Source organism: Pigmentiphaga daeguensis (assembly GCF_039523035.1).
Lineage (GTDB): Bacteria > Pseudomonadota > Gammaproteobacteria > Burkholderiales > Burkholderiaceae_B > Pigmentiphaga > Pigmentiphaga daeguensis.
This window is the reverse complement of sequence record NZ_BAAAEN010000005.1, coordinates 123249-136996: the sequence shown is the minus strand read 5'-3', so window position 1 is coordinate 136996 and position 13748 is coordinate 123249. Positions and strand designations below refer to the sequence as shown.

13 protein-coding genes are annotated in these 13748 nt (G+C 69.3%); 9 read left to right on the top strand and 4 right to left on the bottom strand.

The window, feature by feature from the left end; translation table 11 throughout:
* Positions 1-17: 17 nt before the first annotated feature.
* From ABD104_RS09005 to ABD104_RS08995, 3 genes are all read left to right on the top strand, one after another.
* Complete coding sequence (locus tag ABD104_RS09005; protein ID WP_152792787.1) at positions 18-947, top strand: LysR substrate-binding domain-containing protein; 930 nt, start codon at positions 18-20, stop codon at positions 945-947.
* A gap of 90 nt (positions 948-1037) precedes the next feature.
* A complete protein-coding gene (locus ABD104_RS09000; protein WP_132979136.1) occupies positions 1038-2228 on the top strand; it encodes an aminotransferase class V-fold PLP-dependent enzyme in 1191 nt (396 codons plus the stop codon).
* Entirely contained in the window at positions 2206-3294 is a 1089-nt protein-coding gene (locus tag ABD104_RS08995) for a GntG family PLP-dependent aldolase (RefSeq protein ID WP_343927400.1), read from the top strand. The genes ABD104_RS09000 and ABD104_RS08995 overlap by 23 nt, the downstream gene beginning before the upstream one ends.
* Here the strand turns inward: ABD104_RS08995 and ABD104_RS08990 are convergent.
* Entirely contained in the window at positions 3291-4259 is a 969-nt protein-coding gene (locus ABD104_RS08990) for a LysR family transcriptional regulator (protein WP_343927399.1), read from the bottom strand. The genes ABD104_RS08995 and ABD104_RS08990 overlap by 4 nt on opposite strands.
* Positions 4260-4384: 125 nt before the next feature.
* On the opposite strand from ABD104_RS08990, the gene ABD104_RS08985 reads away from it, so the two are divergent.
* Genes ABD104_RS08985 through ABD104_RS08960 form a run of 6 tightly spaced genes read left to right on the top strand, consistent with a single transcriptional unit; the run spans position 4385 to position 11049 of the window.
* A complete protein-coding gene (locus ABD104_RS08985; RefSeq protein ID WP_343927398.1) occupies positions 4385-5893 on the top strand; it encodes an FAD-dependent monooxygenase in 1509 nt (502 codons plus the stop codon).
* Positions 5890-7227 carry an amidohydrolase family protein gene (locus ABD104_RS08980; RefSeq protein WP_343927397.1) on the top strand — a complete coding sequence of 446 codons (1338 nt, stop codon included), beginning with the start codon at positions 5890-5892 and terminating at the stop codon, positions 7225-7227. The genes ABD104_RS08985 and ABD104_RS08980 overlap by 4 nt, the downstream gene beginning before the upstream one ends.
* A complete protein-coding gene (locus tag ABD104_RS08975) occupies positions 7224-8231 on the top strand; it encodes an alpha/beta hydrolase (protein WP_343927396.1) in 1008 nt (335 codons plus the stop codon). The genes ABD104_RS08980 and ABD104_RS08975 overlap by 4 nt, the downstream gene beginning before the upstream one ends.
* Positions 8228-9211, top strand: coding sequence for a Bug family tripartite tricarboxylate transporter substrate binding protein (locus tag ABD104_RS08970; protein WP_343927395.1), 984 nt, complete (start codon positions 8228-8230; stop codon positions 9209-9211). Before ABD104_RS08975 ends, ABD104_RS08970 begins: the two co-directional genes overlap by 4 nt.
* A gap of 10 nt (positions 9212-9221) precedes the next feature.
* Positions 9222-10175, top strand: coding sequence for a VOC family protein (locus ABD104_RS08965; protein WP_343927394.1), 954 nt, complete (start codon positions 9222-9224; stop codon positions 10173-10175).
* Positions 10176-10194: 19 nt separating this feature from the next.
* Entirely contained in the window at positions 10195-11049 is an 855-nt protein-coding gene (locus ABD104_RS08960) for a fumarylacetoacetate hydrolase family protein (RefSeq protein WP_343927393.1), read from the top strand.
* Between the two features lie 31 nt (positions 11050-11080).
* Here the strand turns inward: ABD104_RS08960 and yghX are convergent, their stop codons facing one another.
* The 3 genes from yghX to ABD104_RS08945 form a co-directional block, all read right to left on the bottom strand.
* On the bottom strand, positions 11081-11968 hold the full coding sequence (gene yghX, locus ABD104_RS08955; RefSeq protein WP_338617312.1) for a YghX family hydrolase: 888 nt from the start codon (positions 11966-11968) through the stop codon (positions 11081-11083).
* Between the two features lie 127 nt (positions 11969-12095).
* The gene (rplQ, locus tag ABD104_RS08950; RefSeq protein ID WP_087838295.1) at positions 12096-12482 is read right to left on the bottom strand and encodes a 50S ribosomal protein L17; all 387 of its coding nucleotides are present in this window, start codon (positions 12480-12482) and stop codon (positions 12096-12098) included.
* Positions 12483-12690: 208 nt separating this feature from the next.
* Positions 12691-13677: a DNA-directed RNA polymerase subunit alpha gene (locus ABD104_RS08945; RefSeq protein ID WP_087838296.1), complete on the bottom strand. Its 987-nt coding sequence runs from the start codon at positions 13675-13677 to the stop codon at positions 12691-12693.
* Positions 13678-13748 lie beyond the last annotated feature (71 nt).

Sequence of the window (13748 nt, the reverse complement as noted above, 5' to 3'; positions counted from 1 at the left end):
ATTCATAGGCGATACGTATGAATTTCAAGCTGCGGCAACTCGAAGGTTTCGTGGCCGCCGCGGAGACCGGCGCGTTCAGCAAGGCCGCGGACCGGCTGGCCATGACCCAGCCCGCCTTCTCGCAACTCATACGCGAACTCGAGGCCATGGTGGGCGTGCGCCTGTTCGAGCGAACCACGCGGCGCATGGAGCTGACCGAAGGCGGGCGCCTGCTGCTGGCGCAGGTCAAGCGTCCGCTGGACGACCTGCAGCACGCCTATGCCAACCTGCGCGAGCTGGCCGGCGGCGAAAGCGGGACCGTGACCTTCGCCGTCCTGCCTTCGTCGGCATTCGGCCTCGGAACCCGCGCGATCGCCCAGTTGCGCGAGCGCTTTCCCAAGGTCCAGGTACGCCAGATCGAGGACCAGAACGACCTCCTGATCGACAAGGTGCTCCAGCGCGAAGTGGAGTTCGGCCTGGGCATGTACTCGCACGAGATTCCGGCACTGCGGTTCGACTTCATGTTCACCGACGAACTGGTCGCCATCCTGCCCGCCGGCCATGCCCGCGCGCGCGCCCGCCAGATCGGCTGGCCCGAGCTTGCCGCGATGCCGCTGGTGCTGCTGCCCGCGCCGTCCAGCGTCAGGCGGCTGGTCGATGCGGGACTGGCGCAGGCCGGCAGCCATCGCGCGCCGGCCTTCGAGGTGGTGAACATGGTCACGGCCCTGAGCATGGTGCGCGAAGGCCTGGGCGTGACCGTGCTGCCCCGCGTCGGCCTGGAAGCCATGAACCTGGCCGGACTGGTGCACCGGCCCATCGGCCCGCCCAGGCCCCAGCGGCAGATGGGCATCCTGCGCCGGGTGGACCGCCCCCTATCGGCCGCCGCCGAGACGCTGATCGGTTTCCTGCACGGGCAGGCCGGAGAGGTCGCCCGCACCGCGGCGCGCGGCCAACGCGGTATGTCCTGAGGTCATGGCTCGCGCACCGAAAAATCGATAGGCGCGCAAAGTCGCGCTGACTATGCTGCCGGACATTCCCCGCATTTGTCCGAGCCCGCCATGACAACCGTTACCGACATGTCCCCCTTTGCCGCCCTGCGCGCCCGCTTCCCCGGCACCGCCCAGCGCGCCCACCTGGACGTGGCCAGCCGCAGCCTGATTCCCGCCAGCAGCCTGGATATCGCCCAGGCCCACCTGCTCGAACGCGTGAACGGCGTCATCGACAAGGACCGCTACTTCGGCCTGGTCGAGACGGTGCGCCAGTCCTTCGCGCGCCTGGTCAACGCCGATCCGATCGAGATCGCCATGACCAAGAACGTGTCCGAAGGCCTGAACATCGTCGCGGCCTCCATCGACTGGCGGCCCGGGGATGAAGTCATCCTGTGCTCCGACATCGAACACCCCAACAACCTCTATACCTGGCGCAACCAGGAACGGCTGGGCGTGGTGGTGCGCGACCTGCCGTCGCCCGACGGACTGTTCCCGCTGCAGGCCGCGCTCGATCGGCTGGGCGAGGGATCGCGCGTGCGCGTGGTGACCGTGTCCGCCACCTCGTTCAAGCCTGGGCTGCGCACCGACCTGCATGCGCTCGGCCGGGCCTGCCGCGCCGCCGGCGCGCACCTGGTCGTGGATGCGGCGCAGGCCGCCGGCATCACGCACCTGGACGTCGAGGCCATGGGCATCGACGCGCTGGCGGCCAGCACGCAGAAGGGACTGTGCTCGCTGTACGGCATGGGGCTGCTGTATGTGCGCCGCGCTTTTGCCGAGTCGTTGACGCCGCCCTACCTGGCGCGCTTCGGCGTCACCATCGCCGCGACCCACGAAGCCGATTACGACAAGGGTCCCATCCACTACAAGGCCGGCGCCCAGCGCTTCGATGTGGGCAACTACAACTTCCTGGCGTCGGCGCTCGTGGCCGATACCCTGTCCATGTTGCTCGCGTGCGGCACGCCCGCGATCGACCGACACGTCACGGCACTGGCCACCTCGCTCGCCGACGGCCTGACCGAGCGCGGCTGCGGCGTGGTGCGGCCCGCGGGCGCCATCATGGCCAACATGGTGTGCCTGCGCATCCCCGGCGGCGGCCCCGCGTCGGCCGAACTGCAACGCCATCTCCAGGAGCACCGGGTACAGGCCGCCGTCCGGCGCGACCTGCTGCGATTCTCCATCCATGCCTACAACGACCGGTCGGACATCGACCGCGCCGTGGCCGTGACCGCGCAGTGGCATGAGCGCCAGTCCCGTGTCTGACCGCGCGCCCGTCACCGGGGCCGGACGCCCCATCGACCTGCGCAGCGATACCGTCACGGAGCCCACCGAGGCCATGCGCGAGGCGATGCGCATGGCCGTCGTCGGCGACGACGGGCTGGACGGCGACCCGACCGTGCGCGAACTGGAGGCGGTGGGCGCCGCAGCCATGGGCAAGGAAGACGCCCTGTTCGTGACCAGCGGCACCATGGGCAACCTGGTGGCGGCCCTGGTACACGCGGGCAGAGGGGGCGAGGCGCTGGTCGATGAACACGCGCACGTGGCCCGTTCCGAGGGAGGCGGCATCTCGCGCCTGGCCGGCCTGATGTGCACGGCGGTCCGATCGCATGACGGCATGATGGACCTCGACGCGCTGGCGGCCTCGATGCGCGGCGACTATTCCCGCCACGGCGCGCCCACGGCGATGGTGGTGGTCGAAACGAGCCACAACCATGCGGGCGGCCGCGCCCTGCCCCTGCCCTACCTCGCCGCCGTGAGCGAACGCGCGCGGGCAGCCGGCGCGGCCGTCCATATCGACGGCGCGCGGATCTTCAATGCGGCGCTTGCGCAGGGCGTCCCGCCCGCGGCCATCGCCGCGTTCGGCGACACGGTGACGTTCTGCCTGTCCAAGGGCCTGAGCGCGCCCATGGGCTCGATCCTGGCGGGTTCCCGCGACTTCGTCGTCCGGGCGCGCAGCTATCGCCGCATGGTCGGCGGCGGCCTGCGCCAGGCCGGCTGTGTCGCCGCCGCAGGCCTGGTCGCCTTGCGCGACATGCTCGGACGGCTGGCCGACGACCACCGGCGGGCGCACGTCTTATGGGCGAGCCTGCGGACACCAACTCCGGCGCTGGTCGGAAATGCGCCGGACACGAACATCGTGCTCGTCCACCTGGGCGCCTCAAACCCTGGCGGGGCGACCGCCTGCGCCGCGCGGCTGTCCGCCCGGGGAATACTCGTACGCCCCCGCGATGCCGATACCCTGCGGATCGTGATCCATCGGCACATCGACGACGATGCGATTCGAGTCGCCGCAGCGGAGATCGCCCTCGCCACCGGGTCCGAACACTAGGCGCGCGCGCCTTCGCCCTGCCGGCGCCGCGGCGAAGCGCGTGGCACTTCGTCCAGCGCCGGCAAATCCGCCGCCGTGGCCCGCAACAACCCCCGCAGCCAGGAAATGGCCGGATCCCGCTCCTGATACTTATGCCATTGCAGATTCTCCGCAAAACGGGGAATCGCAATCGGACAAGGCACCACCCGCAGCGGAAAGCGCGCCGCCATGTGGCGCGCCAGCCGGGTCGGCAGGGTCGCGATGCGCGGCGTGCCTACCAGCAGTTCCGGCACCAGGGTGAAATTGGGGGCGATCACGTCCTGCCGGCGCTGGCGCCGGCCGCGCGACAGCATCTTCGCGTCATAGGTGATGCGCCGCCCGCCGCCCCATTCGACGCCCACATGCGTCGCGTCGAAATACGCCTCGCTCGACAAATCGAAGTCCGGCGCGAAATGCGCTTCACACAGCAGGCAGGAAAACGTGTCCTCGAACAGCGGTTCCGCCGGGTGCCCCGCCACGACCGCGAACTCCGGCGCGATCAGCAGTTCGATCCCGCCGCTGTCCAGGTGCTCGGGCGTCTGGGGGCTGATCGCCCGCAGGTCGAACTGCATCAGCGGCGCCAGCCTGGCCGCGCGCCGCACCACTTCGGCCAGCAGTACCGTAATGACGTAGTCCGAGGATTCGATCGTGAAGCGGCGCGTGGCCGTGGCGGGATCGAAGGTGGGCCGGGCGCGCGTCACGGTCTGGATCTGCAGCAGCACGTCGCGCACGGGCTTGACCAGCTGCTCGGCCAGCGGGGTCGGCACCAGGGTCTTGCCCACCGGCACCAGCAGTTCGTCGTCGAAATACTCGCGCAGGCGCCCCAGCGCCAGGCTGGTCGCGGGCTGGCTCAGGAAGAGGCGCTCGGCGGCGCGGCTCACGCTGCGGGTGGCCAGCAGGGCGTCCAGCACCACCAGCAGGTTCAGGTCCAGCTTGTTGAAGCGCATGGTTCATCCATTTACCGAGCAAATGGTTCGAATTTAAACAATTAACTTTACGTCTGTCGACAGGGTCGCCACCATGCGAGGCATGCGGCTCGGAGCCGCCATGACGAGAAAGCTGGAGACGAGCAATGCAGTGGGATGTGATCGTGGTCGGTGGCGGCCCGTCGGGGTTGACCATGGCCGCCGAACTGGCCGGCTCGGGAGCGAGGACCCTGGTCCTGGAACGACGCACCGAAGGCGTGCAGTCGCGCGCCGGCACCCTGCTGCCGCGCGTGCTGGAACTGTTCGATGCGCGCGGCATCGCCGACCGCTTCATCCGGCGCACGCGCGACATCAGCCCCTACCCGTTCCGCCCTTCGCACATCTGGGCGGGTTTCCATCCCATCGAGTGGCATTACCTGGAGACCCGCTACGGTTTCACGCTGGGCCTGCCGCAGAACCTGACCGAGGAAATCCTGTGGACCTGGGCCGAGGAAAGCGGCGCCGAGATCCGGCGCGGCGTCGAAGCCCGGGTCGTGCGGCAATCCGCGGACGGAGTCGAGGTGGACGTCGGTGGCGGGGACGGCACGGCGACCACGTTGCGCGCCCGCTACCTGGTCGGCGCCGACGGCGGCCGCAGCGTCGTGCGCAGCCAGGCCGGGCTTCCCTTCGACGGCCGCGGCGGCTCGTTCCGCGGCATCGTGATCGATGCCGAACTGGACGCGCCCTGGCCCGGCGGCCGCATCAACGTCGACAACGAGATGGGCTGGGTGCGCGGCTACGCCTTCGGCGCCGGCATCACCCGCTTCAACATCGTGCACCGCGACCGGCGGCATGCGGCCAAGGACGAACCCGTCACCCTGGAAGAAGCCCTGCAATGCATACGCGACGTGCACGGCACCGACTATGGCATCCGCGGCCATCGCTGGGCGTCGCGCTTCGACGACCAGATGCGCGCCGTGCCCACGCTGCGCAGCGGCCGCGTATTCCTGGTGGGCGAATCGGCGCGCATCCACTACCCCGCCAGCGGCGTGGGCATGAATTTCTGCCTGCAGGACGCGTTCAACCTGGGCTGGAAGCTGGCCCACGTCGTGCAGGGCCACAGCGACGCCGCGATCCTGGACAGCTATGACGAGGAGCGCCTGCCGGTCATGCGCGACCTGCTCGACAGCGTCGCGACCCAGTGCGCGCTGCAATTCAATTTCGAGCCCGAGGGCGTGGCGCTGAAGCGGCGCATGCAGCGCGAGTACATTCCGCTGCCCGACGTGCAGCGCAAGCTGGTGCGCGAACTGTGCGGCCTGACCCGGCCCTATCCCGCGCCGCCGGGCAGCCATCCGCTGGCCGGGCAGCACGCGCCGGACATCGACCTGGTCGCGCTGGACGGCCAATCCGTGCGCCTGGCCGAGCTGCTGCGCGAACGGCGCTTCGTGCTGCTGGACCTGGAAGGCTACAGCAACCAGTACGCAAGCCTGCCGCTGGACGCACTGCCCGTGCGTTGCGTGCAGGCGCGCCTGGGCCGCGCGCCCGCCGCGCTGACCGACGTCAAGGGAATGCTGGTGCGGCCGGACGGCTACATCGCCTGGGCCGGCACGTCCGTGCAACAGGCCGGCGATGTACGCGCCGAACTGGCCCGCTGGCTGCGCGGGGCCCGGGCATGACCCGCCGCACGCTCATCCGCCAGGGCTGGATCGTCAGCGTCGATCCCCAGGTGGGCGACCTGCGCCAGGGCGACTTGCTGATCGAGGACGGCCGCATCGCCGCGATCGCCCCGCAACTGACGGTGGAGGATGCCGAACAGCTCGACGCCCGGGGCATGATCGTCCTGCCCGGCTTCGTCGACACGCATCGCCATACCTGGCAGACCTGCGTGCGCCACCGCTACGCCGACATCGATCCGCAGATCTATTTCGCCGAGATGCTGGGCGCCAAGGGCGCGGCCTTCCGCGCCGAGGACGTCTATGCGGGCACGCTGCTGGGCGCGGTGTCGGCGCTGGACGGCGGCATCACGACCATGATGGACTGGTCGCACGTGCAGAACAGCCCCGAGCACAGCGACGCCGCCGTCCAGGCGCTGCGCGACGCCGGCCTGCGGGCCGTGTTCGGCCACGGCTGGCCGCTGGTCGAAGGCGCGAGCTGGATGTTCGACAGCCAGCGCGGCCATCCGCAGGACATTCGCCGGCTGCGCCGCGAATTCTTTTCCTCGGACGACCAGTTGCTGACGCTGGCCATGGCGGCGCGCGGCCCGGAGATGGCCCGCCGCGAAGTCTGGCTGGACGACCTGCGCCTGGCGCGCGAACTGGGCCTGCGCTCCAGCATCCACATGGGCGCCTACGCGCGCAACGCGCCGATACGCGCGATCGCGCAGATGCACGCCGAAGGCGCGCTGGGCCCTGACCTGACCTTCGTGCACTGCTGCTTCTGCGGCCGCGACGAGATCGCGATGATGACCGATGCCGGGGTGACCGCCTCGCTGGGCGTGCATTGCGAGATGAACGCCCAGGGCATCGGCGACATTCCCTTCGACCGCCTGCTGGCCGCCGGCATCCGGCCCAGCCTGAGCGGCGATACCGAGACCAAATGCGCGGGCGACATGTTCACCCAGATGCGCCACGCCTTCGCCTACTACCGGTCGTGGATGGGCGGCGGCCACTCGCGCGTGCCCGATGCCCCCGCCACGCTCACGCTGCGCGACGTGCTGGAGTTCGCCACGCTGGCCGGCGCGCGCGCCACCGGCCTGGACCACAAGACCGGTTCGCTGACGCCCGGCAAGCAGGCCGACATCGTACTGATACGCGGCGACGATCTGAACTTGACGCCCGTATCGGACGCGGTAGGCGCCGTGGTGCTGGCCGCCCACCCCGGCAATGTCGACACCGTGTTCGTGGCCGGCCGCGCCGTCAAGCGCGCGGGGCGGCTGCTGCATATCGACGTCGAGGCGCTGCGGCGGCGGGCACGGGCCTCGCAGGCCCACGTACTGGAGCTGCCGGCATGACGGCCGCGCCGGTCGTGCCGCTGGACGCGGACCTGGCCCGCATCGTGGCCGCCCTGCGCGCGCAGAATGCCCCGCCGCCCTTCGCCGGCAGCGCGCCCGAGGCTCGCCAGCGCATGGCGCGCGCCATCCTGGCCGCGCGCGAACGCCACGGCCTGCCCGAAGTGGGCGCCGTGCGCGACCTGGACGACGCCCCGGTTCCCGGCCGCGTCTATCGGCCTGCCACGGCGGGTCCGCACGCCACCGTGGTCTTCTTCCACGGCGGCGGCTTCGTGCTGGGCAGCGTCGAGCTGATGGACGACATCGCGCGCAAGCTGTGCCGCGACCTGGACGCGGTGGTCGTCTCGGTGGACTACCGGCTGGCGCCCGAGCATCCCTACCCGGCCGCGCACGACGATGCCCTGGCCGCCACCCGGTGGGTACAGACGCATGTCCGCGAACTGGGCGGCGATCCGGCCCGCGTGGCCGTGGCCGGCGAAAGCGCGGGCGCCAACCTGGCCGCCAGCGCCGCCCTGCTGTGCCGCGACGCCGGCCGGCCGCTGGCGGCGCAGTTGCTGGTCGTGCCCGGGCTGGACATGGCCCGCGACACCCTGCGGCTGGAGGCGGACGGCCGCGACTATCCGATGTTGTCCCCCGCCGACCTGCGCGACATCGCCCGCCTGTACATGGGCGAACGCGCCGGGGAAGCTGCCGCGTTTCCGCCTTCGCCGCTGCGCGCCGCCGACCTGGGCGGACTGCCTTCCACCGTCATCGCGGTGGCCGGGCACGACCCGCTGCACGGCGAAGGCCTGGCCTACGCCGACCGGTTGCGCGGCGCCGGCGTGCCCGTCACGCTGCTGCGCCACGACGACATGTTCCACCCGTTCCTGGGCTTCTTCGAAGCCTCGGCCGCGGCACGCCGCGCCAACGACGATATCTGCCGGGCATTCCGCGCCTGCCTGACATCCCTTTCCCAGGCCGGGGCCATGTCCCCCGGCCATGTAGCCCCCCAAGAGGACCCACGATGAGACACGCCAAGCAACTGATCGCCGGAGCGCTGGCCGCGCTGCTCGGCATGGCCTGCCCGCTGCAGGCGGGCGCGCAGCAGCCCTACCCCAACAAGCCCATCCACGTGGTGTTCCCCTATCCCACCGGATCGCCCATCGATGCCATCGGCCGCCTCATCGCCGATCGGGCCGGCAAGCTGCTGGGCCAGCCGCTGGTGTTCGAGAACCGCGGGGGCGCCAACGGCATCGTCGGCACCAGCTATGCGGCGCGCATGGCGCCCGACGGCTACAACATCCACCTGACCACCACCTCGGCCCTGCTGCTCAACAGCTACCTGCGCAAGGACCTGCCCTACGAGCCGCTCAAGAGCTTCACGCCCATCACCGCAGTGGCCGACCTGCCCGTCGCGCTGATGGTCAGCGCCAAGGTGCCGGCCAACACCACGCGCGAGTTCGTCGACTACCTGAAGCGCAATCCCGGCAAGCTCAATTTCGGCAACGTCGGCAACGGCTCGTTCAACCACCTGCTGGGCGAACAGTTCAAGGCCGCCGCCGGGGTCGACATGCTGCAAGTGCCCTATCAAGGCGCGGGACAGCTCTCCATGGAACTGCTGGGCGGCCGGCTCGACGCCACCATCCTGAGCGTGGGCAGCCTGCTCGGACAGTGGAAGGCAGGACAGATCAAGGTGCTGGCCTTCATGACGCCCAAGCGCCATCCCTTGCACCCCGACGTGCCCGCCATCACCGAAGACTTTCCCGACTTCCGCCCCTTCGGCAACTGGATGGGATTCGTCGCGCCCGCGGGCACGCCCGCGCCCATCGTCGCCAAGCTGGCGGACACCTTCCGGGTCGTACTCCAGCAATCCGACGTGCGCGCCAAGATCGAGGAACAGCACTGGAGCGTGATCGGCAACAGCCCCGAAACCTTCGCCGCCTCGCTGCGCAACGACACCGCCATCCTGCGCGCGGCCGTCGACATGGCGGGCGTCAAGCCGGAATAGGAGCACGCCGGTGCGCGCCTCTGCCCTGACGACCCACCTCGAACGCCGCGCCGCCGTGCATTCGGTGGACTGCTTCGTGTACTCGGTGCCCGACCTGGCCGAGGCCGAGCGCTTCTACCTGGCCTTCGGCCTGGACGTGCGGCGCCGGGCCGGCCATCTCGAACTGCGCACGCACGGCCATCCCCACGTATGGAGCCGCGTCCACGAAGGGAGCGCGACCAAGCGCCTGCAGTACGTGCGCTACGGCATCCACGCGCGGGACCTGGACGAGATGCGCACGCGCATCGAGGACGCCGGCCTGCGGACCGAGCCGCACGACTTGTCGGACGGCCAGGGCCTGTGGCTGCGCGATCCGGACGGCACGCCGCTGCAACTGGTGGTGGCGGACAAGGTCTCGCCCGCCGCCAAGAGCCCGCCCACCCCCGTCGCCCCGGTCCCGCCCGGCCAGGGCGCCGCGCCGGCCCGCAGCCGCGTGCAGCCGGTGCGGCCGCGCCACCTGTCGCACGTCCTGTTCTTCACGCCCGACGTCACGCGCATGGTGGACTTCTGCCGGACCATCCTGGGCCTGCGCGTGTCGGATCACTCCGGCGATCTCATCGCCTTCATGCACGGCATCCACGGCAGCGACCACCACCTCGTGGCCTTCGCCAAGTCGCACGCGCGCGGCCTGCATCACTCGAGCTGGGACGTCGGCAGCCTGGACGAGGTCGGGCGCGGCTCCGAACAGATGCGCATCGCCGGCTACCAACAGGGCTGGGGGGTCGGCCGGCACGTGCTGGGCTCGAATTACTTCTACTATGTACGCGACCCCTGGGGCAGCTGGGCCGAATACTCGTACGATATCGACTACGTTCCGGCCGGACTGGACTGGCCCGCCGCCGACCATCCGCCCGAGGACTCGCTCTACGTCTGGGGTCCGCCCCTGCCGGCCGACTTCATCACCAACCAGGAATACCCCGGCTGACGGGGCAACGAGACACACCATGAGACTGATCGCCTTCAAGAACCAGGCCGGAGCGCCCGCCCTGGGCGCCCGCATCGGCAACGACGTGGTCGACCTGACCGCGCGCGGCCTGCCCGCCACGCTGGACGAACTGCTGCGCGACCCCGGCGGCCTGGACGCCGCGCGCGCCGCCGCCAACGCCCCCGGCGAGCGCCTGGCCCTGGCCGGCCTCGCGCTGCTGCCGCCGCTGCAACACCCCGCCAAGGCCTTCGCCATCGGCCTGAACTACGTGGACCATGCCGCCGAAAGCAATTTCGCGCCGCCCGCACATCCGGTGCTGTTCCAGCGCTTCCCCTCGTCCTGGGTGGCCCACGGAGAGGCCATCGAACGCCCCCGGGTATCCGAGCAGTTCGACTACGAGGCCGAGCTGGTCGCGGTCATCGGCAAGGGTGGCCGCTACATTCCCAAGGAACGCGCGCTCGAGCACGTGGCGGGCTATTCGCTGTTCAACGAAGGCTCGATCCGCGACTACCAATTCCGCTCCAACCAGTGGCTGTGGGGCAAGAACTTCGACCGCAGCGGCGGCTTCGGCCCGGAATTTGTCACCGCCGACGAGTTGCCCGCGGGCGCCGCCGGCCTGCGGATCCAGTGCCGCCTGAACGGCCAGGTGATGCAGGACGCCAACACCCGCGACATGATCTTCGACGTCGCCACCCTGGTGGCTGCCTGCTCGGAAGGCATGGCGCTGCAACCGGGAGACATGATCATCACCGGCACCCCGTCGGGCGTGGGCCTGGCGCGCAAGCCGCCGGTGTGGCTCAAGCCCGGCGACGTGTGCGACATCGAGGTCGAAGGCGTGGGCGTGCTGCGCAACCCGGTGATCGACGAGGCATGAGGCCTGGCGGCCACCGGGCCAGCCCCGGCGACTAGGCCAGGTAGCGCTTGAACCAGGCGATCGTCCTGTCCCAGGCCAGCCTGGCCGCCGCCTCATCGTAGCGGGGCGTGGAGTCGTTGTGGAAGCCGTGGTTCGTGCCCGGATAGACGTGAGCCTCGTAGGTCTTGCCGGCCGCCTTCAGGGCCGCCTCGTAGGCGGGCCAGCCGTCGTTGATGCCCTTGTCCAGTTCGGCATAGTGCAGCAGCAGCGGCGCCTTGATGCGCGGCACGTCCGCCGCGCTGGCCTGCCTGCCGTAGAAGGGTACCGCCGCGGCCAACTCGGGATACGCCACCGCGGCGGCATTGGCCACGCCGCCGCCGTAGCAGAAGCCGGTGATCCCCACCTTGCCGGTCGTCCTGTCGCCCTGCATCAGGAACTCGACCGCGGCGAAGAAATCGTTCATGAGCTTGGCCGGATCGACCTGCCGCTGCAGGTCCCGCCCCTTGTCGTCATTGCCCGGATACCCGCCCACCGAACTCAGGCCGTCGGGCGCCAGCGCCAGGAAGCCCGCCTTGGCCAGGCGGCGCGCGACGTCCTCGATATAGGGGTTCAGGCCACGGTTCTCGTGCACCACGACCACGCCCGGCACCTTGCCCGCGGCCTTCGCCGGCCGCACCAGGTAGCCGCGCACCGTGCCGTGGCCCTTGGGTGAGGGATAGCCGATGTATTCGGCAACGATGTCCGGATCGGTGAAGGACACCTGCTCGGCCAGCGCATAGTCCGGGCTGAGCGAAGCCAGCAGCCCGGCGGCGGTCAGCCCGCCCACCGCGAACCTGGCCGCCCGGTCCAGGAACTCCCGCCGGGATATCCTGCCGTGGACGTAATAGTCGTACAGCTCCAGCAGTCGAGGGTCGAAGTCCTGCGCAGTCAGACGAGCCATGGCATGCCCTTTTCGGTAAGGTCCGCGAGTGCGGACAACATACACCGGGCGAAAAAAAACTGCGAGACAAGCTCGCAGTTTTCATGAAACCAGACATCCGGTCGGGGCAAGCCCGGCTTGGCCTTGCTTACTCGGCGTCGGCGGCTTCGGCTTCCGGCGCGCGGTCGACCAGCTCCATGTAGGCCATGGGAGCGTTGTCGCCCTGGCGGAAACCCATCTTCAGGATGCGGGTGTAGCCACCGTTGCGCTCCTTGAAGCGGGGGCCGATCTCGGCGAACAGCTTGACGACCAGGTCGCGATCGCGCAGGCGGGCGAACGCCAGGCGCTTGTTGGCCAGGGTCGGTTCCTTGCCCAGGGTGATCAGCGGCTCGACGATGCGGCGCAGTTCCTTGGCCTTGGGCAGGGTGGTCTTGATGGCTTCGTGCGTAAGCAGCGAGACAGCCATGTTGCGGAACATGGCCAGACGGTGGCTGCTGGTGCGGTTCAGTTTACGGAGACCGTGACGGTGACGCATGATGACTTCCTTTATGAATCTAAGAGCGGCTTTGCCGCGAGGTTTCCAGCTCTTCTATCGGCAAAGCGCCGCGGGCCGGTGAAAAAATTCGGTACTGCTACTACTGCACGGAAGAAGCTCCGCTACCCAAGGCACAGCGGATCCGGCTCCGCCGGTCCGCCAGTGCCGCCCCCTGGGGGGCGCCCGTAGGGCGTAGGGGGGGGGACCCCTACGGCCGCTCGAGGCCGAGAGGCGGCCAGTTCTCGAGCTTCATGCCCAGGGTCAGGCCGCGTGCGGCCAGGACTTCCTTGATCTCGTTGAGCGACTTGCGGCCCAGGTTCGGGGTCTTCAGCAATTCGTTCTCGGTACGCTGGATCAGGTCGCCGATGTAGTAGATGTTCTCGGCCTTCAGGCAGTTGGCCGAACGAACGGTCAGTTCGAGGTCGTCCACCGGGCGCAGCAGGATCGGATCGATCTGCGGCGTGCCTCGGGCGGGCGCTTCGATGGTCTCGGTCGAGCCTTCCAGCGCGGCGAACACCGACAGCTGGTCCATCAGGATGCGGGCCGACTGGCGCACAGCTTCCTCGGGCGAGATCACGCCGTTGGTCTCGATGTCCAGGACCAGCTTGTCCAGGTCGGTACGCTGCTCGACGCGGGCGCTTTCGACGGTGTAGCTGACGCGGCGGATCGGGCTGTACGAAGCGTCCAGCACGATGCGGCCCACGGTGCGGGAATGATCATCGGCGAAGCTGCGCAGGTTGCCCGGCACGTAGCCGCGGCCCTTCTCCACCTTCAATTGCATTTCCAGGCGGCCGTTGTCCGTCAGGTTGGCAATGACGTGGTTGGGGTTGATGATCTCGACGTCGTGCGAGATCTCGATGTCGCCGGCGGTGACCACGCCGGGACCTTGCTTGCGCAGGGTCAGCACGACTTCGTCGCGGTTGTGCAGCTTGAACACCACACCCTTGAGGTTCAGCAGGATGTCGACCACGTCTTCACGCACGCCATCGATGGCCGAATATTCGTGCACGACACCGGTGATCTGCACTTCGGTCGGCGCGTAGCCCGCCATCGACGACAGCAGGATGCGGCGCAGCGCGTTGCCCAGGGTATGACCGTAGCCGCGCTCGAACGGCTCCATGATCACCTTGGCATGATTCGAGCCGATGGTTTCGACGTCGATATTGCGCGGTTTCAGAAATGCGGCATTCGCCATGAATCTTCCTTATTCCTTATCAATACCCTCGGCTCGTTACACCGATAAGGCTGGGGGAAAAATAGGCCCAC